This window comes from Nonomuraea sp. LP-02, assembly GCF_036289125.1.
Taxonomy (GTDB): domain Bacteria; phylum Actinomycetota; class Actinomycetes; order Streptosporangiales; family Streptosporangiaceae; genus Nonomuraea; species Nonomuraea bangladeshensis.
Window position 1 is genome coordinate 1,265,640 of sequence record NZ_JAXCLK010000001.1, and the last position, 19,706, is coordinate 1,285,345.

The window sequence follows — 19,706 nt, forward strand, 5'->3', positions numbered from 1 at the left end:
ATAAATGGTTCAGATGCGGCGAACAATGGCGGTCGCCGTCATTCTGGTGGTGGCGGCGGCGTTCTCGGCGCCGTCGGCGTCGGCGGCCGGACGGCGCGAGCCGGTGCGCGTCACCCGCTTCCTCGGTGAGCGGAGCCTGCCGCACATGACCCGCCTGGACGGCACGACAGTGGGTGGCCTGTCCGGCATCGACCACGACCCTCGCACCGGCACCTGGTACTTCATCTCCGACGACCGCTGGCGCTACAACCCGGCCCGCTTCTACACCGGCCGTCTCCAGATCGACCGCGTCACCGGCGAGTTCCGCGGCGTGCGGCTGACCGGCGTCACCACGCTCACCCGCGCCGACGGCACGCCCTACCCCGGCTACGGCAAGCCCGAGTCCGCCGACCCCGAGTCGATCAGGTTCGACCGCTGGAACGGCCGGCTGCTGTGGGGCGACGAGGGCGACCGGCCCGACGACCGCAACCCCGGCATCCCGCTCTCCCAGCCCGCAGTCCGCGCCATGGACCGGCAGGGCCGCCACCTCGGCGCGTTCCCGCTGCCGCGCGGCCTGCGGCTGACCCGCGCCGAACGCGGCCCGCGGCGCAACTTCGGCTTCGAGGGCCTGGCCGTCACGCCCCGCGTGGTCACCGCCGTCACCGAGGGCCCCCGCTACGAGGACGGCGCGCCGCCCACCGCCGAACGCGGCGCGCCCGCCCGGGTCACCGTGTGGAGCCGCGACGGCAGGCTGCGCGGCCAGTACGCCTACCCGCTCGACGCGCTGCCCGCCGCGCCCGTCCCGCCGACCGGCGACGCCGACAGCGGCGTGTCGGAGATCCTGGCCGTGGACGACCTGCGCTACCTCGCGCTCGAACGGTCCTGGATCCAGGGCGTCGGCTATCGTGCCCGGCTGTACGAGTTCGACCTGCGCGGCGCCACCGACGTCCTCGGCCGGCGCTCCCTGGCCGACGGGCGGCCGTACCGGCCGGTGGCCAAGCGGTTCGTCCTCGATCTGAGCGAGGCGGCCCCGCAGGTCCAGAACTACGAGGGTCTGGCCTGGGGGCCGCGGCTGGCGAACGGCGAGTGCACGCTCATCGTCGGCTCCGACGACAACTTCAGCCAGGAGGAGGTCACCCGGTTCCTGGCGTACGGGGCCACGGGCTGCCGCTGAGCGCCCGTGGCCCCGTACTCACCTGGTCAGGCGCCCGAGACGGCGGCGGTGACGACGGCGGCGAAGCCGCGCATGCCGAGCGCGTTCGGGTGGAAGGGGGTCGCGGGCGAGGCCGGCACGTACGGCTCGATCCAGCGGGTCCCCGGCGCGGTGCACGGGTCGTGGCCGACGCTCGGGGTCTGCAGGTCGATGAAGCCGACGCCGGCCGCGGCGGCCTGCTCGGCGAGCATCCGGTTGAAGTACTGCAGGGTGGCGCGGATGTAGTTGGCGTCGGCCTTGATGATCGGGACGCGCGGGTAGCAGCCGTTGGGCGGCGCGTACGTCGCGTAGCCGACGACGAAGATCCGGGCCTGCGGGGCGCGGGCGCGGATGTCGCCGGCGAGCTGGGTCAGCTTGGGCCGCAGCGCGTCGGTCTTGACCCGCCAGCTGTCCTGGCCGTCGACGATGTAGTCGTCGTTGCAGGCGTCGCCGACGGGCGGCGGCAGCAGGTTGAGGCAGTCCTCGATGAAGCCGGTCAGGCCGACGTCGTTCGCGCCGATCTGCACGGTGACCAGCGTGGTGTCCGCGGTGACGGCGTTGAGCTGTGGCGCGACCGAGCCGAGGTCGGTGCTCTGCGACTGGTACATGTGCGTGGTCTTGGCGCCGGAGCAGGTGACGTCGCGCAGCGTGCGCGCGCCGATGGCCTGGGCGGTCAGGTGCGCGTAGTTGCGGGTGGAGCGCCAGCAGCCGAGCTCGGGCAGCACCTGGTCGGGGATGAGCGGGCCCGCCGCGGCAGAGTCGCCGAGCGCCACGTACACGTCGTTCTGCGCTGCGGCGTTCTGTGTGGCGGCGTGGGCGGGCGGGGAGACGGATAACAGCAGGGCGGCGGCGGCGAGCATGGCGAGGACACGTCGGGACATGGAGGACTCCTCGGGCGAGGGGGTGAGTGGGGGGTGCCGAGTTTCCGTTCGATGATGATGACCCGCGGCTCAACGATGATCCCCGAAGGTCATTCTGTGAATTGGACGGAGTAGTGAAACAGAGCTGTCAATTCCGGTACATCTCACCAACCCCTGCGGGCCCTTGTGCGACGCCTGAAATCACCCCGAACCGCAAGAAACTTGGACCAGGCCGCTTGAACGCCGACGATGTGGGCAATGTGCTTGCGTGTCTTTCGTGCTCACATCGCTCCGCCCCGCCGAGGCCGTGCACACTCCGCTCGGCGAGGACCTGGCCCCGCTGCGCGAGCTGGTGCGCGCGTTCGCCGTACGGGCCGGGCTGGAGCGCTCACGTGCCGACCTGCTGGTGCTCGCGGTCAGCGAGGCGGCGGGTAACGTGCTGGAGCACGCCCGCGCCCCCGGCACCGTGAGCCTGCGCAGCGACGCCGACGGCGTCACGGTGCACGTCGCGGACGAGGCGGGCGCCCTCACCGCCGACCACCTGCACGCCGCGCCGCGCCGGCCCGGCCACGGCGGCCTCGGGCTGCGGATCATCCAGCGCGTGTGCGACCGCGTGCGGCTCGACCACCCCGGCGGCCGTACCCGGCTGGAGCTGTTCATGAGTCACCGGCTGAGCGCGGCCTGACGCGCCCCGATCACCCCGCCCGGCCGTTTCGGTCCCGCCGGAAAGGGAACCTGGGGGCGATGCCGCTCGACAACACCCCACTCATGCTCCTTGAAGGTTACGGCTGGCTCCCCGCGCGCCGCCGCGAGGCCCCGGACGGTGTGGCCCGCACCCGCGTCCTGGGCCGCCGCGCGACCGGCCTGTGCGGCCCCGACGCCGCCCGCTTCCTCTACGACGAGGACAATGTGCTCCGCCACGGCGCCCTCCCCGGCCTCGTGCAGAGCACGCTGTTCGGCCACGGGCCGGTCCACACCCTGGACGGCGCCGACCACCGGGTCCGCAAGGCGATGTTCCTGTCGCTCATGACGCCCGCGGGCATCGCCGACCTCCGCCGGCGTACCGCCGCCGCCTGGGACGAGGCCGCGGCCGGCTGGGCGGCCGGCGCCGAGCCGGTCGTGCTCTTCGACGAGGCCGCCCGCGTGCTGGGCCGCGCCGTCACCGCCTGGGCCGGCGTCACGATGTCCCCGGACGAGGCCGACGAACTGGCCGGCGACTGCGTGGCCATGGTGGACGGCTTCGCCACGCTCGGGCCGCGCTACTGGCGCGCCCGCCGGGGCCGCGTCCGGCAGGAGGCCCGGCTGACGAGCCTGATGGAGGACGTGCGGCGCGGCGCGATCCACGCGCCCACCGGCTCGGCGCTGGCCGCGGTCGCCCGGCACACGGACGCCCACGGCGAGCGCCTCGACCCCCACCTGGCCGCCGTGGAACTGCTCAACTTCATCCGGCCGACGGTGGCCGTCTGCTGGTTCGTCGCGTACGCGGCCCACGCGCTGCACCGCTGGCCCGAGCACCGGGCGCGGCTGCGTACGGGTGACGAGGAGTTCGCCGAGGCGTTCGCGCATGAGGTGCGGCGCTTCTACCCGTTCGCGCCGTTCGTCGGCGGGCGCGCGGCGCGCGACCTGACCTGGCGCGGCCACGCGATCCCCGAGGGCACGCTCGTGCTGCTCGACCTGTACGGCCAGAACCACGACCCGGACCTGTGGCCCGAGCCCTACTCCTTCCGCCCCGAACGTTTCCTCGGCCGTTCGATCGACCCCTTCGAGCTGGTCCCGCAGGGCGGTGGCGACCCGCGCACCGGGCACCGCTGCCCCGGCGAGGACATCACCGTCACGCTGCTGCGGGAGCTGGTGGTCCGGCTGGCGCGGCTCGACTACGACGTTCCGCCGCAGGATCTCGGCATCTCGCTGCGCCGGGTCCCCGCCCGTCCGGCGAGCGGCGTCGTGATCAGCGGCGTCCGCGCTCCCGTGACGGCTCCCGTCTCCGGAGAATAGCTATGCTGGCATAGGTATCGAGCTGGACTTCCCGCATCCCAAGCCGCCGGAGGTCCAGCTCGCCGCGTTGCGCCTGGTGCGGGAGCGGGACGGCATCACGGTCCGTGAGCTCGCCGAGGCCCTGCTCATGAAGACCAGCAACGCCAGCGCCATGATCACCCAGATGGCGGCGGCCGGGCTGCTGCGCCGCGAACGCGACCCGGCCGACCGGCGGGTGCTCCACCTGCACCTCACCGACGAGGCGCGGCGGCGCGTGGAGGAGGTCCACGAGCTGTTCACCGGCTAGGTGCTGCGCGCGTTCGGCTCGCTGGGCGAGGACGACCGGGCCGCCATCGCCGCGGCGCTGCCCGCCCTGCGCCGCCTGGCCGGCCTCATCCAGAAACCGTCCTGACCCCGCCGGACCGCGCTCAGGACGGCCGCGCTCGTCACGGCGGTCGTCTGCGCCGCCGCCGCCGTGGTGGCCGCCCTCGGCGTGCGCCGGGCCTCCTACGGCCAGCCGTAGACCTTCTTGATCGCGGCGGCGATCTCGTTCACCAGGCCGGCGTCGCTGCCGTTGGCGAGGACGGCGAACCCGGCCCCGAGCTTCGGATAGCCCTGGAACAGCGAGCGGAAGCCGTAGTTGGAGCCGTCGTGGCTGTAGGAGAAGCCGTCGGTCCCCGCGCCCGCGAGGAACAGCCCGCGGCCCATGCCCGGCTGCGGGCCCTCCGACAGCAGCGTGCGCACCGACGCCCTGCTGAGCGGGCCGGCGATGTCGGCCGAGGCGGTGTACGCCCGGTTGAGCCAGGACACCAGCCGGCACAGGTCGAGGACGTTCGTGTAGAGGCCGGCGGCGGCCGACTCGGGGTAGCGGTTGCGCTTGCCGGGGATCACGGCGCCGGTCGCGGTGTGGCCGGAGGCCAGCTCGAAGGCGGGCGCGAGCGCGTACGAGCTGGTCGTCATGCCGAGCGGCGCGAACACCTCCGTCCGCATGTAGTCCGCCAGCGTCCCGCCGGTCCGCTGCTCCAGCATGCGCTGCAGCAGCACGAAGCCCGCGCCGGAGTAGTGGTACTCGGCGCCGGGCGTGGTGGTCAGCTCGATCTTCGGTGAGTTGCCCTCGCCGTTCATGACCTGCAGCAGCGTCGGCACGGCGGCGTCGGGGCCGTAGCCGGCGAAGCCGCCGCCGCCGGAGGCGAACCCGGAGCAGGCGCCGGCGGGTGACGTCGAGCCGCGCCCGACGACGCCGGCCCGGTGGGTGAGCAGCCGGTCGATCGTCGGGACCGCGGTGGAGGTGACGCAGTCGCGCTGCGGCAGCGTCCAGCCGAGGTGCGGGCGGACGTCGGCGCTCAGGGCCGGGCCGCCGGTCTGCGCGAGGCGCAGCACGCCGAGCGCCGCCACCGCTTTGCTGATCGAGGCGGCCTGGAACGCGCTCTCCGGATGGGCCGCCGCCGCGCCGCCCGCCTCCAGCCGGCCGTAGCCGGTGGACCAGGCGATCTTGTTGCCGACGACGACGGCGACCGTGACGCCCGGCGTGTGGTAGGCGCTCATGCGCTGCCAGAGCGTCGCGCCGCCGACCGCGTTCTCGACCTTGCGCACCTTGTCGGCGGGCAGCGCGGGCACCTTGCCGCGGGTGCTCAGCACCCAGCCGCCGCCCGGCGCGAACGCCACGGTGTGCACCTGCCAGCCGCCGCCCGCGAGGGTCCCCATCTTCGTGAAGCAGGCGTCGGGGATGCCGCGCGCGAAGTACTCGTCCTGCGCCACCACCACCCAGCCGCCCGCCTTGGGGAAGGCCACCCGGGTCAGCTTGCGGCCGCCCTGCGTGAGGTTGCGGATCATCTGGTAGCACTCGTCGTCCACGCCCTTGGCGTAGAAGGCGTTCGCGGCGGTCACCACCCACCGGTCGCCGCCCGCGGGCGGGAACGCCACGTCCACGACCTGCTGTCCGGCGGCGTAGTAGGACTTGATCCGGTCCAGGCAGGCCGCCGGCAGGCCGCGCGCCGACACGCCCTTGTCGGTGGTGATCACCCAGCGGTCGCCGCCCTCCGGCGGGAAGGCCAGGCAGTGGATCCGCCGGCCCGCCTTGGACAGCGCCCCCAGCTCGGTGAAGCAGGCGTCGGGGATGCCGCGGGCGAAGTAGCGGCCGTCCTGGGTGACGACCACCCAGCCGCCGGACGGCGTGAACGCGAACGCCGTCACCCCGTACGGCGCCAGCTCGCCCAGCTTCGCGTGCGCCTCGGCGGTGACGCCCGCGTCGTGAAAGGGGTAGGTCGCCGCCAGCGCCGGCCCGGCGGACCCGGCGGCGGCCAGGCCCGCGGCGCCGGCCAGGGCGAGAAAACGTCTGCGTTCCATGCGGTTCACTCCTCACGTCGAGCCCCCGGGGCGAGGCGCGCGGACGATCTTACGGCCGCGTGGCACAGACGTGGGAATCGTTGTCAGAAGGGCGGCCGCTCAGTCCAGGTGTCCGGCGATCTCCGCGATCTCCTCGGTCTGCGCCTCGACGATGCGGTCGGCCAGCTCGTGCGTCGGCCTGTGCACGCCGCCCGTCTTGACCTCCTCGGCCATGTGGATGCCGTGTTCGAGATGCTTGGACACCAGCGTCAGCCAGCCCCGGTCGAAGCCCGGCCCGGCCTTCAGCTCGGCGCCCGCCGTCGAGGCCTCCTCCTTCGGCACCGGCTGGTCCCAGGACGTGAGCCAGTCCGACATCGCCTTGATGTCGGCCTGCTCCTTGGGGATGAGCCTGGCGCCGAGGTCGCGGACGTACGCGCCGGAGCCGCGCTCGACGGCCAGCCCGGCGAGGTGGATCGTCTCGCGGTGATGGGTGATCATCTGCTGGTTGAAGCGCACGTCGGCCTGCGAGTAGCCCGGATCGGCGCCGGCCGCGGCGCACCCGGCCGCCATCGTCAGCAGGGTCGTCAGCAGGGCCGCCGTGGTCATCCTGAAGCGCATGTAGGAGGGTACGCGGGCGGCGACTCCCGGGTTCAGCCGAGTTTGGCGGCCAGCTCCGCGGCCAGGACCAGATCCTCGGCGATCAGCCCCGAGGAGGTGAACAACGTCGGCGCGCCGGGCGGCGGCGTGCCCTCGCCGGTGAGCACGTGGTGCAGGTCGGTGTCGCAGCCGGGCATCCCCGCGTGCTCGCCCACCACGTACGGCCGCCGGCTCCCGGGCTCCGGCGTCCGGCCGCCGATCACGTTGACGTGCGAACCCGGCCCAGGAGCCGGGCCGGGGAACAGCGGGCCGGGCAGGCAGACGCACACGATGTCCGCCTCCGCCACGTCGTCAGGGTCGCCGGGGACGACCTTCGCGCCGTGCTCGGCGTCCAGCTCCCCGGCCAGGCGTCGGGCCCGGTGGGCGTCCGGGCCGACGACGCGCACCTCGTCGGGCTGGCGTACCGCGAGCATGGCCCGTACGTGTGCGCGGGCGTCGGCGCCCGTCCCGAGCACCACCAGCCGCCGGGCGTCGGCCTTGGCGAGGTGCCGGGTCGCGAGCGCGCTCACCGCCGCCGCCCGCAGCACGGCGAGCGCCCGCGCGTCGAGCAGCAGCCGCGGCCGCAGCTCGTCCGCGTCGAACACGACGAACACCGCGTCGTCCCCGGACCCGGACCCGGACCCGGACCCGGACCCGGACCCGGACCCGGGCTCTGGGGCGGGGACGGGGCGGGACGCGGGGGCGGCGGTCAGGCGGGCGGCGGCCCACCGGCCGCGTTCGCCCGCCGACAGCACCAGCTCGCCGCCCCCCAGCCCGGCGCGGGCGGCGGGGGCGTCGGGACCGGGCGGGCCCGCGCGGAAGGCCGCCTCCAGCGCCATCACCGCGTGTTCCATCGGCAACATGCGCCGGATCTGCTCGTCTCCCAGGTACGGCGGCCCGGCCACGCGCGTCTCCCCCCGTCTCGGCTCGGCTGCCGCGCCAGTCTGCCGCAGCCCCGCACCCCCCGACAGGGCCCGGGGCACGGTGAACCGTCGGGGGAGTGTTCGCCGCGCACACCCACGACGATCGTGACAGGACTACCGTCGCGTCACCGCCTTGCTAGAGAGGAGCTCGCTCATGAGCCGATACCGGGTCTCCATGGATATCGGCGGCACGTTCACCGACGTCATCGGGTACGACGAGACGACCGGCCGCTACCATGTCGGCAAGTCGTCCACCACGCCCGACGATCTGACGAGGGGTGTGCTGACCGCGCTGGAGTCCTTGGTGGACTCCCCCCGTGACATCTCGTTCACCGTGCACGGCACCACCCAGGGACTCAACGCCTTCCTCGAACGGCGCGGGGTCAAGGTGCTGCTGCTGGCCTCCACGGGAGCGGGCGACACGTACCACATCGCCCGCGGCCCCCGTACCCGCCTGTACGACCTGCACTTCCGCAAGCCCGAGCCGCTGGTGCCGAAGCGCGACATCGTGGAGATCGGCGGCCGGTTCGACGCCGCGGGCGAGGAGCTGGAGCCGCTGGACGAGCAGGCGGTGCGCGAGGCCGCCCGCCGCTACCGCGAGGGCGGGTTCGGCGCGATCGCGGTGGCCTACCTGTTCAGCTACCTGGACCCGGCGCACGAGCTGCGCACCAGGGAGATCCTCCTGGAGGAGCTGGGCGGCGAGGTGACGGTGTCGCTGTCGCACGAGGCCGCCAAGGAGTGGCGCGAGTACGAGCGCACCTCCTCCGCCGTGGTCGAGGCGTACACCGGCCCGGTCGTGCGCCGCTACCTGGAGCGCCTTGAGGCCAACCTCAAGGAGCGCGGCCTCACCGTGCCGATGCACGTCATGCAGTCCTCCGGCGGCATCCTGACCGCGGAGTCGGCCCGCCGCCGCCCGCTGCAGACGCTGCTGTCCGGCCCCGTCGGCGGCGCCATGGGCGGCGTCGAGCTGGCCCGCGCCATCGGCCGGCCCAACCTCATCGGCGTGGACATGGGCGGCACCTCGTTCGACGTCTCGCTGGTCATCGACGGCCAGCCGGACATCTCGCCCGAGGCCAACATCGAGGGCCTGCCGATGCTCATGAGCGTCGTCAACATCCACACCATCGGCGCCGGCGGCGGCTCGGTGGCCTGGCTGGAGGCGGGCGGCCTGCGCGTCGGACCGCGCTCGGCCGGCGCGACCCCCGGCCCGGCCTGCTACGGCCGCGGCGGCACCGAGCCGACCGTGACCGACGCCAACCTCGTGCTCGGCCGCATCGACCCCGACTGGTTCGCCGGCGGCACGCTGGACCTCGACACCGAGGCGGCCCGCCGCGCGCTCGACACCGTCGGCCAGGGCCTCGGCCTGGACACCCTCGCCATCGCCGAGGGCGTCTGCGACGTCGCCAACGCCAAGATGGCCCAGGCCATCAGGACGATCACCGTCTCGCGGGGCATCGAGCCGCGCGAGTTCACGCTGGTCGCCTTCGGCGGCGCCGGTCCGATGCACGCCGTCTTCCTCGCCCGCGAGCTGGGCATCAAGGAGGTCGTCGTGCCGCGCTTCCCCGGCGCGTTCTCCGCCTGGGGCATGCTGCAGACCGACATCCGCAAGGACTTCTCCGACACCTACTTCCACCTCGACGCCGACCTCGACGGCGCGGACATGGCGGCCAAGCTGCGCGGCATGGCCGAGGAGGGCCTCGCCTCGCTGGCCGGCGAGGGCGTCCCCGAGGAGAACCGCCGCGTCGAGCACGCCGTGGACATCCGCTACGCGGCCCAGGAGTACACGCTCACCGTGCCGCTGACCGACGCCGACGAGCCGGCCGCCGAGGGCTTCGTCGAGGTCATCGCCAAGCGCTTCGCCCAGCAGCACGAGACCCGCTACGGCCACGCCAACCTGGGCGCGCCCATCGAGTTCGTGACGCTGCGCACCACCGCCTTCGGCGACCTCGGCCGCGGCGCCGCCGAGGAGGTCGGGGAGGCGCAGGGGCCCGACTTCGCGCACGAGACGCGCGAGGTCGTCTTCGACGGGCAGGCCCGCCCGACCATCCTGGTGCGCCGCGAGGCGCTGTCCGCCGGCCACTCCTTCGAGGGTCCGGCGATCATCGTGGAGAGCACCGCCACCACGGTCGTCCCGCCCGGCTTCTCCGTGTCGGTCGACCCCATCGGCTCGCTGGTCGTTCGCAACACCGAGGAGGAGCAGTGACCACCGCCACCCAGACCGCCGCCGAGACCGACGACGCCCAGACCGTCGACCCGGTCGTCGTCGAGATCATCCGCAACGCGCTCGCCGCCGCGGCCGACGACATGAACGCCACGCTCATCCGCTCGGCGTACACCCCCATCATCTACGAGTGCGGCGACTGCGTCGTGGCCCTGCTGGACGACCAGCACCAGGTCCTCGGCCAGTCCGCCGGCCTGCCGATCTTCCTGGGCAACCTGGAGACCTGCACCAAGGCCACCGAGGAGCAGTTCGGGCGGGAGGTGTGGCAGCCGGGCGACGTGTGGATCCTCAACGACAGCTACCTCGGCGGCACCCACCTCAACGACGTGACCATCTTCGGCCCCGTCTTCGTGGACGAGGAGCTGGTCGGCTTCACCGCCACCCGCGCCCACTGGATCGACGTCGGCTCCAAGGACCCCGGCGGCTCCATGGACTCGGTCAACATCTTCCAGGAGGGCCTGCGGCTCGCGCCGCAGAAGCTGGTCGAGGGCGGCGTGGACGTCCACGGCGCGATGAGCACGATCGCCACGAACGTGCGCTTCCCGTACCAGACCAGCGGCGACATGCACGCCATGATCGCCACGATCAAGATGGGCCAGGCGCGCCTGGAGGAGATCGTGCGCCGGTGGGGCCTGGACACCCTCCGCGCCGCCCGCGACGAGATCTTCGCCCAGACCGAGCGCCTGGAGCGCGAGGTCATCGCGGCCATCCCCGACGGCGTGTACGAGGCCGAGGGCTGCCTCGACAACGACGGCATCGACCTGGACACGACGATCCCGATCAGGCTGAAGATCACGGTGTCCGGCTCGGAGATCGACTTCGACGTCCGCGACTCCGCCGACCAGACCGTCGGCCCGGTCAACTGCGGCGTATCGCAGACCGTCTCGGCCTGCCGGGTCGGCTACAAACTGCTGGTCAGCCCGGACGTGCCCGGCAACGGCGGCTCGTTCCGCCCGATGACCGTCCAGGTCAGGGAGGGGTCGGTCTTCGGCGCGGTGGCGCCGGCCGCCTGCCAGTGGTACTTCTCCCACCTCGGCCTGCTCATCGACATGGTCGCCAAGGCGCTCGCCCCCGCCATGCCGGACAAGGTCGCCGGGGCCAGCCACGGCGACTCGATGATCGTCCTGCTGGCTGGCACCGACCCGCGCACCAAGCGCGACTACGTCAGCCTGGAGGCCACGCTCGGCGGCTGGGGCGCCTGGGACGGCTCCGACGGCGAGACCGCGCTGATCAACAACGTGAACGGCTCGCTCAAGGACATCCCGGTCGAGGTGTTCGAGACCCGCTACCCGTTCCGGATCAGCGAGTACGCCATCCGCCCCGACTCCGGCGGCGCCGGCCGCTTCCGCGGCGGCAACGGCGTCGTCCGCGAGTACACCGCGCTGCACGACTGCACGGTGTCGCTGTGGTTCGAGCGGTCGCTGACGCCCGCCTGGGGCCTGTTCGGCGGTCACGACGCCACCCCGCCGGAGATTATCATCAACCCGGGCAGGGAGGACGAGCGCCGCCTGCTGAAGTGCAACGGCATGAAGCTGAAGAAGGGCGACGTCATCCTCTGCAAGACCGGTGGCGGCGGCGGCTTCGGCGACCCGGCCGAACGCGACGCCGAGGCGGTCCGGGCCGACGTGCTCGACGGCCAGGTCTCGGCCGCGCGGGCCGGAGAGGTCTACTCCTTCTCCGCCTGACCAGCGGGAGCGGCCGGCCCCGGAGCACCACGCCCCGGGGCCGGCCGTCGCCGTTCCGCGCGCCGGTCTACTGGCCCGGCTGCTGGGTCGCCGCCTGCTGGCCGTTCTGGAGCTCGGGCAGCAGCGCGTAGCACGCCAAGTGGAGCGCGAGCCGCTGGTCGGGGTGGTCGAAGTCGACGCCCCGGGCGCGGATGCGCTCCACCCTGCCGAGCACCGTGTTGCGGTGCAGGCCGAGCCGCGCCGCCGCGCGCCCGGTCGAGCCGCCGCAGTCGAGCACCGCCGCCAGCGTCACGACCAGCACCGGCCCGTCCGGCGCGGCCAGCAGGTCGGCCAGCACCAGCCGCGCCGACGCGGCCAGCTCCGCCTGGCCCAGCGTGCCGAGCAGCGCCCGGTAGCCGAGCTCGTCGAACGTACGCACCTCGCCGTGCCCGAGCCGGACCGTCGCGCCCGCCGCCAGCACCGCCTGTTCCAGCGAGGCGCGCAGCCCCTCGCCGCCCTCCGCGGCCCGGCCCACGCCCGCGCTGAGCGGCACCGGCACGCGCATCCTGGCCAGATGCCTGCGCAGCGCCGCCGCGACCTGGCCGGACTCGATCTCCGGCTCGGTCCACCAGCTCGCCCAGCCGTCCTGCCACGGGGCGAGCGGCAGATCGGGCAGCACCTCCTGCCAGGCCGACACCACGCCCGGCGACAGGCCGGCGCCCTCCAGCGCGGGATCGGTACGCAGGAACACCGCCACGTGCCGCCCCTCCAGCCGCCAGCCCGGCAGGTCCACGCCCGGCTCGGCCTCCACGGCGTGCCCCGGCCGGGCGAACAGCGCCGTCAGCGCGGCCCTCGCCTGCTCGGCGCCGTAGACGGCGCTCACCCGCTCCCGCGCCACCGACGTCGTGAGCGGGGCGCGCGCCAGGCGCAGGATCAGCCGTACGCTCTCCGCCCACGCCGGAGCCGGGGGAGCGGCCAGGCCGGCGACCAGATCGGCCCAGCGGCGGCCGTCCGGGCCGGGAACCTCCACCCGTACCTGGTGCTCGGCCCGCGCCGCCGCCGACTGCCCGGCCAGCAGGTGCCCGTCCGGCAGCAGCAGCGCCGCCGTCACGCCGGGCACCTCCGCGTTGATCACGCCGAGGATGCCACGCGGGCTGCTGCGCTCGGCGAACAGCTCCGCGCAGCGGGCCGCCAGCCGGGCCCGCGCCGCCTCGGGGCTCGCGACCACGGCGGCCAGCTCCAGCGCGTACGCGGCCGGGTCCTCGCCCACCGCGAACACCGGCAGCCGCATCCGGGTCGCGAGCTGCGCCGTCGCCGACGTCGGCCCCGCCTCGGCCGGGCTGACCAGGCAGGACGCGCTGCGCTCCCACGCCAGGCGGAGCGCCGACTCAACCATCCAGGCGCCGTGGCCGAGCGTGGCCGACAGCACGACGACCGTGCCGGGGCCGTGCGAGCGGATCTGGTCCAGCTCCGACACCAGCGCCACGCGGGACACCCGCCGGCCGAGGTCCTCGCCGACCAGCATCTGGGCGCGGCCCAGCGGGCCGTACCTGACCAGCTCGTCCACGGTGAGCTGCTCGGCGACGCGGGGGGCGCGTACGCTGCTCATCTGCTCGCCTCCTTCGGGTGCCGCAGCGGGAAGCCGAACGCGCCGGGGCCGCCGAGCGCCAGGCCGGGGATCGTGTGCCAGAGCGGCGCGGCGGGCACGACCAGCACGTCCACCAGGTCGCCCGCGGTCAGCCTGCCGGGGCCGGTCATGCGCAGCGTGCCCCGGTCCAGCAGGCACAGCAGGTCGGGTACGGCCGCCGCCAGCGAGCCGTCGGACAGCGCGAGGATCAGCTCGTTGTGCGCCTCGATGCGGATCAGGCGGCCGCTGTCGTGGTCGTGCACGGCGAGGCCCACCGGGTTGCCGGGGAAGAGGGCGGCGGCCTGGCGCACCGAGGGCCCGATCTCGACCAGCCGCCCGCCGCCGAGCACGCTCGCGCCGGTGACGGCGGTCAGCTCGGCCAGCAGCCGCTCATGCGGCGCCACGACCCGCCGCTGCCCCGGCCCGCCTTCCCGGAACCCCCCACCCTCGTAGAAGGGCCCGCCCTCCCAGGAGGACCCACCCGCTGAGGAGGGCCCATCCTCCCAGGAGGGTCCGCCCTCCCAGGAAGGCCCGCCCTCGTAGGAGGGCCCGCCGCCCGGCGAGGGCCCGCTCTCCCACGGCGGGTGGGGCGGGCCGCCGGTCCAGGCGGGGCGGCCGGGGGCGTGGGCGAGCAGGACGCGGCCGACCTCCAGCACCCGGCTCATCGAGCCCGGGATCGCCACCCCCGCCAGCTCGCCCACCCGCGTCGGGTAGAGCGCGCACAGCAGCCACCCGCCGGCGCTCTGCGCCACGACCCGCGCCAGCCGTTCGGCCCGCGCCGACCCGGTCTCCAGCAGCAGCGAGTCGTAGCCCGCGCTGACCGCCGCCATGGGCGCCAGCGACAGCCCGGCCAACTCGAACGTCGTCTGGTGGATGAGCGGGAACACCCGCCCCATGCCGTCGCAGTCGATGAGCGGCAGCCCGAGCAGCGCCGCCGCCGCCACGGGGAACAGCGCGTTGACGCTGGCGGCGTTGAGCGGCAGCACCGCGCCGAGCGGCCCGCACCGGCCCTCCAGGCTGCGCGCCAGCACGGCCGGCTCGTCGCCGGAGGGCGGCAGCTCGGCCATGGCGGTGGTGGAGCCCATGGCGCCGATGGCGGCGCAGACGGTGCCGGGGTCGAGGTCGCCGGCCGCGACCAGGCGTACGGGACCGGTGTGGGCCAGGATGTCGCCGAGCCAGACGCCGGCGAAGTCGATGCCCTCGCCCGCCGCGCTGGTGGAGAAGAACTCCGCCCCGGCGAGCAGCGCGGGCACGTCGGCGGCGGTGATCAGCCGCTCGCTCACGAGTCGTCGCCCGCCTCGCCGCCCGCGCGGACCATCAGCCGGTAGGAGCCGCTGCGCAGGAACGACATCGACACCGCCCGCGAGCTGACCACGCGCTCGCTGCCGAGCCGGGCGCCGCTCTCGGCCACCAGCGTCAGCGCGCGCTGCTCGGCGATGCCGCGCTGGCGGTCGAGCTCCTCGCGCGACTCGGCGTAGACGACGGTGTCGAGCCAGGCGGTCGGCTCGGTGCAGGCCGCGCCGATGGCCGCGAGCTCGCCGCCGGGCAGCACCAGCCGTCCCGGCGCGGGGAGCCGGGCGGCGACGGCCCGTGCCCGTCCGGCGGCCTCACCGGTGGAGCCGGCGGCCACCACCGCCTGGTCGGGTTCGTGCTCGGCCAGCAGGGCGAACGCGGCGGCCGAGGCCGCTGGGGAGCCGGGGATGCGGGTCAGCGACGCGGTCGGCACCGCCATCCGGACCCCGCCCGGCCCCGGCCGGTCGACGGTCACCTCGGGCAGGCCGCCCGTGACGTGGCCCACGGCGAGCGCGTCCGGCAGGGCCAGCCCCACCAGCGCGTCGCCGGCGCCGGCCAGCCAGGCCGCGCCGGTCAGCGCGGCCGCCTCCGACGCGGCCAGCGCGAGCACCGGCAGCAGCCGCAGCCGTTCGGCCGAGATGCGCCCGCCGTCGCCGGCCGCGAACCAGGTGGACACCTGCGGCCCGACCAGCTCGCCCACCCGTACGCACCGCTCGGCCAGCTCGGCAGCCCGCGCCAGCAGCGCCGCGTTGATGACGGTGGCGGCCTCCCTGTCGAGCAGCCCCAGCCCGCCCACCTGGTGCGACAGTGACACCCGCGCCTCGGGGCGGGTGTCGTGGACCAGCTCGGCCGCGGCCAGCTCGTGGTCGGCGCAGCCGGGCGCGCCGCTCGCGGTCACCGCGAGGGCGGGGATGTCGCGGGCCGCGGCGGCCTCGGCGAGGACGGCGTAGATGTCGAGCGGCGCCAGCTCGACGCCGAACAGGTCGTGCCCGCCGATCACCGCGCCCCGCCGCGCCTGCAGGGACCGCAGCAGCGGGGAGGGGTGGCCGGAGCCGAGCCCGCCCGTGGGCAGCCGGGGCACGACGCGCACGGCCGCGACCGGCGTGCCGGCCAGGGCGGGGTCGAGCTCGGCGGAGACGTCCCAGGTGACGGAGCCGACGCGGGCGCCGTTCGCGAGGCCGCGCAGCATCCGGGCGAGGACCCGCTCGCTCGCGTTGGGACCGGTGGCGTGGCGGGTCTCGCCGTCGCCGACGAGTGCGGCGTGCGCGCGCCCCGCACCCAGCAGGATCCCGATCCGCGCGCCCTCCACCTAGCTCCTTCGGCCTCGCAGCAGCCGGTCGAGGCTCACCGCGCCGAGGATGAGCGCACCCTGTACGACCTGCTGATATATCGTATCCCAGCCCAGCAGGTTGAACCCGTTGCCGATCAGCGTGATGAGCAGGACGCCGATCAGGCCGCGCCAGATCGCGCCCTCGCCGCCCATGACGCTGGTGCCGCCGACGACGGCCGCGGCGATGGCGGTCATCTCCATGCCGGTGGCGAGGCTCGCCTGCGCCGACCCGCCCCGGGCGGCCAGGATGAGCCCGCCGAGTGCCGCGCACACGCCGCTGATGGCGAACACCGCCACCTTGATCTGCCCGACCCTGATGCCGGACAGCCGGGCGGCCTCCTCGTTGCCGCCGATCGCGTACACGCGGCGGCCGAACGTGGTGCGGGCCAGCACGATCCAGCAGACCGCGACCACGGCGAGGAACAGCAGCGACGCCGCGGTCACCCCGCCGAGCACGGTCGGCCAGCTCAGCGCCTGGAAGGCGGTGGCCCGGTCCTCGGCCGGGTAGACGATCGCGCCGGCCGTGAGGATCACCGCCACACCGCGGTAGATGATGCTGAGCGCCAGCGTCGCGATGAACGAGTGCACCTTGATCCGGACGACCACGATGCCGTTGATCATGCCGAGCAGCGCGCCGGCCAGCACGCCGGCGATCATGCCGGGGCCGACCCCGGCCACGTTCGTGACCGCGACGGCGACGATCGCCGACAGGGCCAGCACCGCGGTGATCGACAGGTCGAACGACCCCGAGATGATCACCAGGGTGGCGGCGGTGGCCAGCAGCCCCACCACGGCGGCCTGGTCGAGCAGGTTGACCAGGTTGCCCGTGGTGAGGAACGTCGAGGTGCTGACCGACAGCACCACGATGATGAGGACCACGCCGAGCACGATCCCCAGGTCGCGCAGCCGGGCCGAACGGCCGGGCGCGGCTTTCACGTCCGCCTTGACGTCCGCGGTGGTGGCGGTCATCGGTTCTCCTCAGGAAGTTCGGTGTCGGGGGTGTCGGCGAAGGCCAGCGCGACGACCTGCTCCGGGGTGGCCCGGCCGCGCGCGAACTCCCCGACGAAGCGGCCGTGCCGCATGACCAGCACCCGGTGCGCCAGGCCCAGCACCTCCTCGACCTCGGAGGAGACCACCAGCACCGCCATGCCCTCGGCGGCCAGCTCGACCAGGAGCTGGTGGATCTGACCCTTGGCGCCCACGTCCACGCCGCGGGTCGGCTCGTCCACCATCAGGACCTTGGGCCGGTCCATGAGCCACTTGCCGAACAGCACCTTCTGCTGGTTGCCGCCCGACAGCGTCCAGACGGGGCCGCCGAGGTCGGAGCCGCGTACGTCGAGCCCGCCGAGCATGGCGCCGGCGGCCTCGCGCTCGGCCCCGCCCCGGACGAACCCGGCCCGCTGCCGGCTGCCGAGGCTGGCGAGGGCCACGTTCTCGCGGACCGAGCGGCCGAGTACGAGTCCCTGGTCCTTGCGGGACTCCGGCACCATGGCGAGCCCGGCCTTCATCGAGCGGGCGGGGGAGCCCGCGGGCACGGCCTGACCGGCCACCTCGACCACGCCCGCGTCGGGCGCGTCCGCGCCGAAGATCGCGCGCAGCGTCTCGGAGCGGCCGCTGCCCACCAGGCCGGCGATGCCGACGATCTCGCCCGCGCGGATGTCCAGCGACACGTCTTGCACGGCGGTGCCGCGGCGCAGGCCGCGGGCGCTGAGCAGCACGGGCGCGTCCTCGCGCACCGGCCGCGGCTCGGGGTAGAGCAGCTCGACCGGCCGGCCCACCATGTCGCCGACCAGGCTCTGCGGCGTCTGCTCCGCGGCCGGGCCGGTCTTGATGTGCCGGCCGTCGCGCAGCACGGTGACGTCGTCGCAGACCGACAGCACCTCGTCCAGGAAGTGCGAGATGAGCACCACGGCCGCGCCGTCGGCCGCGAGGCGCCTGATGACCTCCATCAGGCGCTCGGTCTCGTTCTGGGTCAGCAGCGCGGTCGGCTCGTCCATGCCGATGACCGACGCGCCCGAGGCGAGCGCGCGCAGCACCTCGACCTGCTGCTGCGCGGCGATCGGCAGGTCCCTGACCAGCGCGGACGGGTCCAGCTCGAACCCGGTCCGCTCGGTCAGCTCGGCGAAGCGCCGCCGGTCGGCGCGGCGGTCGCGCCAGCCGAGCCGGTTGCGCCAGCGCCCGAGATACACGTTGTCCAGCACGGTCATGGCCGGCACCAGGGCCAGCTCCTGCGAGATGAGCGTGAACCCGTGCCGCAGCGCGTCCCTGGGCGAGCCGACCGTGATGGGCCGGCCGTCCAGCAGGATGCGGCCGGTGTCCGGGGCCACCGCCCCGCACACCGCCTTGAGCAGCGTGGACTTGCCCGCGCCGTTCTCGCCGAGCAGGCCGTGCACCCGGCCGCCGTGCAGGGTGAACGACACGTCCCGCAGGACGGGCACGCCGCCGTAGGACTTGCCGAACCCCTCAAGGTCGATCCTCACCGGCGGCTCCTCCTACTCGTCGTACTCGCCGGCGACGCCGGCCAGCGCCTCCTTGGTGCCCTTGCCGTCGTTCGGCGCGAGCACGGTCTCGCTGTTGGACTCCTCCACCTGCTGGCCGCGGGCCTTGGCCAGGCCGAGCTCGGCGGCCTTGGCGCCGGCGCTCTTCTCCGGCAGGTAGTAGGTGGCGAACCAGCGCCCGTCCTGGACGGCCTTGACCGCCTGACGGGAGCCGCCGTTGCCGATGAGCAGCACGCCCTTGCCCTTGACCACGCTCTCCGCGCCGGCGATCGCCTGGGAGCTGCCGATGACGACGTTGACGTCCGGCTGGGCCTGCAGCACGTCCTGCATGGCCTTGCGCCCGCCCTCCCGCGTGTAGCCGCCCTCCACCCGGGAGGCCAGCTCGACGCCGTCGGCCGCCTCCAGGGCCTTGACCGCGGCCTCGGTGCGGGCGTTGTCCAGGGGCAGCGACTTCATGCCCTCCAGGTACGCGACCTTGCAGGGGTCGAGGTTCTTGCTGCGGCACGCCTCGACGCCGAGCTCGCCGAGCTTCTTGCCGTTGTCGGCGGGCACGTCCACGAGCGTGATCACGCCGGGGACCTGCGAGTCGGCCGTGTCGTACGCGGTCCCGACCGGCGTGAACTCGGCCACCACCGTGATCCCGGCCGCGACGGCCTGCCGGAGCGCCGGCACCACGGACGCGCCGTCGTTCGCTTGCACGATGAACACGTCGAACCGCTTGCTGGTGACCGCGTCCTGGATCTGCTGGACCTGCGTCTGGGCGTCGAAGTTCGGGTCGAAGAACTCGGCCGTGGCGTTGTTGGCCTTGGCGTACTCCTCGATGCCGGTCCACGTGGCGACGGCGAAGGCGTTCGCACGGGCGAAACCGAAGAAGGCGATCCGCTTCTGCGCGTCGGCGCCCTGGGCGGCCTGCGAGGCGGGCGCGCTGCTCGCCGTGCCGGTCTCCGACCCGGGCGCGACGCACGCGGTGCTGAACGCGAGGATCGCGGCGGCGGCGCCGACGGCCATCCCTGTCTTCCTGACCTGCCCGTATTTCCTGATGTGCATGGGCTTTCCCGTTTCTCGGTGCGCGGCTGGACGCTTGTGGAGAGCCCGTCGCCTTACCCCCGGGGCGTCGGCCTCCTCCGACGTGCTGGAAACTGTAGGAAGCCCTTCCCGGACCCCATGGGCGCGGCGCACATCCT

The 19,706-nt window shown here is 74.3% G+C and carries 16 protein-coding genes; 6 read left to right on the plus strand and 10 right to left on the minus strand.

The features are described from left to right. Positions 1–13: 13 nt before the first annotated feature. The gene (locus SMD20_RS05860) at positions 14–1,153 is read left to right on the plus strand and encodes an esterase-like activity of phytase family protein (protein ID WP_329575870.1); all 1,140 of its coding nucleotides are present in this window, start codon (positions 14–16) and stop codon (positions 1,151–1,153) included. Between the two features lie 26 nt (positions 1,154–1,179). On the opposite strand, the gene SMD20_RS05865 is transcribed toward SMD20_RS05860, so the two are convergent. Then, positions 1,180–2,052 (minus strand): SGNH/GDSL hydrolase family protein, encoded by an 873-nt coding sequence (locus tag SMD20_RS05865; protein WP_329575872.1) that lies wholly within the window; start codon positions 2,050–2,052, stop codon positions 1,180–1,182. Positions 2,053–2,308: 256 nt separating this feature from the next. Between SMD20_RS05865 and SMD20_RS05870 the strand changes: the two genes are divergently transcribed. Genes SMD20_RS05870 through SMD20_RS05880 form a run of 3 tightly spaced genes read left to right on the plus strand, consistent with a single transcriptional unit; the run spans position 2,309 to position 4,312 of the window. Beyond that, positions 2,309–2,716, plus strand: coding sequence for an ATP-binding protein (locus tag SMD20_RS05870; RefSeq protein ID WP_329575875.1), 408 nt, complete (start codon positions 2,309–2,311; stop codon positions 2,714–2,716). 59 nt (positions 2,717–2,775) lie between these two features. Continuing rightward, positions 2,776–4,026, plus strand: coding sequence for a cytochrome P450 (locus SMD20_RS05875; RefSeq protein ID WP_329575878.1), 1,251 nt, complete (start codon positions 2,776–2,778; stop codon positions 4,024–4,026). Positions 4,027–4,048: 22 nt separating this feature from the next. Then, positions 4,049–4,312, plus strand: coding sequence for a MarR family transcriptional regulator (locus SMD20_RS05880; protein ID WP_329592447.1), 264 nt, complete (start codon positions 4,049–4,051; stop codon positions 4,310–4,312). A gap of 200 nt (positions 4,313–4,512) precedes the next feature. Here the strand turns inward: SMD20_RS05880 and SMD20_RS05885 are convergent, their stop codons facing one another. The 3 genes from SMD20_RS05885 to SMD20_RS05895 form a co-directional block, all read right to left on the minus strand. Further along, positions 4,513–6,351: a serine hydrolase domain-containing protein gene (locus tag SMD20_RS05885; RefSeq protein WP_329575880.1), complete on the minus strand. Its 1,839-nt coding sequence runs from the start codon at positions 6,349–6,351 to the stop codon at positions 4,513–4,515. Between the two features lie 99 nt (positions 6,352–6,450). Then, on the minus strand, positions 6,451–6,948 hold the full coding sequence (locus SMD20_RS05890; protein WP_329575882.1) for a DUF305 domain-containing protein: 498 nt from the start codon (positions 6,946–6,948) through the stop codon (positions 6,451–6,453). A 32-nt stretch (positions 6,949–6,980) separates the two neighbouring features. Further along, entirely contained in the window at positions 6,981–7,871 is an 891-nt protein-coding gene (locus tag SMD20_RS05895) for a hypothetical protein (protein WP_329575885.1), read from the minus strand. A 172-nt stretch (positions 7,872–8,043) separates the two neighbouring features. Between SMD20_RS05895 and SMD20_RS05900 the strand changes: the two genes are divergently transcribed. Then, positions 8,044–10,092 (plus strand): hydantoinase/oxoprolinase family protein, encoded by a 2,049-nt coding sequence (locus SMD20_RS05900; protein WP_329575888.1) that lies wholly within the window; start codon positions 8,044–8,046, stop codon positions 10,090–10,092. Further along, on the plus strand, positions 10,089–11,795 hold the full coding sequence (locus tag SMD20_RS05905; protein WP_329575889.1) for a hydantoinase B/oxoprolinase family protein: 1,707 nt from the start codon (positions 10,089–10,091) through the stop codon (positions 11,793–11,795). The genes SMD20_RS05900 and SMD20_RS05905 overlap by 4 nt, the downstream gene beginning before the upstream one ends. Before the next feature lie 67 nt (positions 11,796–11,862). Here the strand turns inward: SMD20_RS05905 and SMD20_RS05910 are convergent, their stop codons facing one another. Genes SMD20_RS05910 through SMD20_RS05935 form a run of 6 tightly spaced genes read right to left on the minus strand, consistent with a single transcriptional unit; the run spans position 11,863 to position 19,569 of the window. Beyond that, a complete protein-coding gene (locus tag SMD20_RS05910) occupies positions 11,863–13,383 on the minus strand; it encodes a PucR family transcriptional regulator (protein ID WP_329575893.1) in 1,521 nt (506 codons plus the stop codon). After that, positions 13,380–14,684: a DUF917 domain-containing protein gene (locus SMD20_RS05915; protein ID WP_329575896.1), complete on the minus strand. Its 1,305-nt coding sequence runs from the start codon at positions 14,682–14,684 to the stop codon at positions 13,380–13,382. The genes SMD20_RS05910 and SMD20_RS05915 overlap by 4 nt, the downstream gene beginning before the upstream one ends. Beyond that, positions 14,681–16,003 carry a hypothetical protein gene (locus tag SMD20_RS05920; RefSeq protein ID WP_329575899.1) on the minus strand — a complete coding sequence of 441 codons (1,323 nt, stop codon included), beginning with the start codon at positions 16,001–16,003 and terminating at the stop codon, positions 14,681–14,683. The genes SMD20_RS05915 and SMD20_RS05920 overlap by 4 nt, the downstream gene beginning before the upstream one ends. Further along, the gene (locus tag SMD20_RS05925; protein WP_329575902.1) at positions 16,004–16,993 is read right to left on the minus strand and encodes an ABC transporter permease; all 990 of its coding nucleotides are present in this window, start codon (positions 16,991–16,993) and stop codon (positions 16,004–16,006) included. Further along, positions 16,990–18,504, minus strand: a complete 1,515-nt coding sequence (locus tag SMD20_RS05930; RefSeq protein WP_329575904.1) for a sugar ABC transporter ATP-binding protein — start codon at positions 18,502–18,504, stop codon at positions 16,990–16,992. The genes SMD20_RS05925 and SMD20_RS05930 overlap by 4 nt, the downstream gene beginning before the upstream one ends. A 12-nt stretch (positions 18,505–18,516) precedes the next feature. Next, positions 18,517–19,569, minus strand: a complete 1,053-nt coding sequence (locus SMD20_RS05935) for a sugar ABC transporter substrate-binding protein (RefSeq protein WP_329575906.1) — start codon at positions 19,567–19,569, stop codon at positions 18,517–18,519. Between the last annotated feature and the right edge of the window lie 137 nt (positions 19,570–19,706).

Bases quoted from the DNA above. Each gene is read 5' to 3' on its own strand.
- SMD20_RS05860 (WP_329575870.1), top strand. From the start codon at position 14: ATGCGGCGAACAATGGCGGTCGCCGTCATTCTGGTGGTGGCGGCGGCG.
- SMD20_RS05865 (WP_329575872.1), bottom strand. From the start codon at position 2,052: ATGTCCCGACGTGTCCTCGCCATGCTCGCCGCCGCCGCCCTGCTGTTA.
- SMD20_RS05875 (WP_329575878.1), top strand. From the start codon at position 2,776: ATGCCGCTCGACAACACCCCACTCATGCTCCTTGAAGGTTACGGCTGG.
- SMD20_RS05885 (WP_329575880.1), bottom strand. From the start codon at position 6,351: ATGGAACGCAGACGTTTTCTCGCCCTGGCCGGCGCCGCGGGCCTGGCC.
- SMD20_RS05890 (WP_329575882.1), bottom strand. From the start codon at position 6,948: ATGCGCTTCAGGATGACCACGGCGGCCCTGCTGACGACCCTGCTGACG.
- SMD20_RS05900 (WP_329575888.1), top strand. From the start codon at position 8,044: ATGAGCCGATACCGGGTCTCCATGGATATCGGCGGCACGTTCACCGAC.
- SMD20_RS05910 (WP_329575893.1), bottom strand. From the start codon at position 13,383: ATGAGCAGCGTACGCGCCCCCCGCGTCGCCGAGCAGCTCACCGTGGAC.
- SMD20_RS05925 (WP_329575902.1), bottom strand. From the start codon at position 16,993: ATGACCGCCACCACCGCGGACGTCAAGGCGGACGTGAAAGCCGCGCCC.
- SMD20_RS05935 (WP_329575906.1), bottom strand. From the start codon at position 19,569: ATGCACATCAGGAAATACGGGCAGGTCAGGAAGACAGGGATGGCCGTC.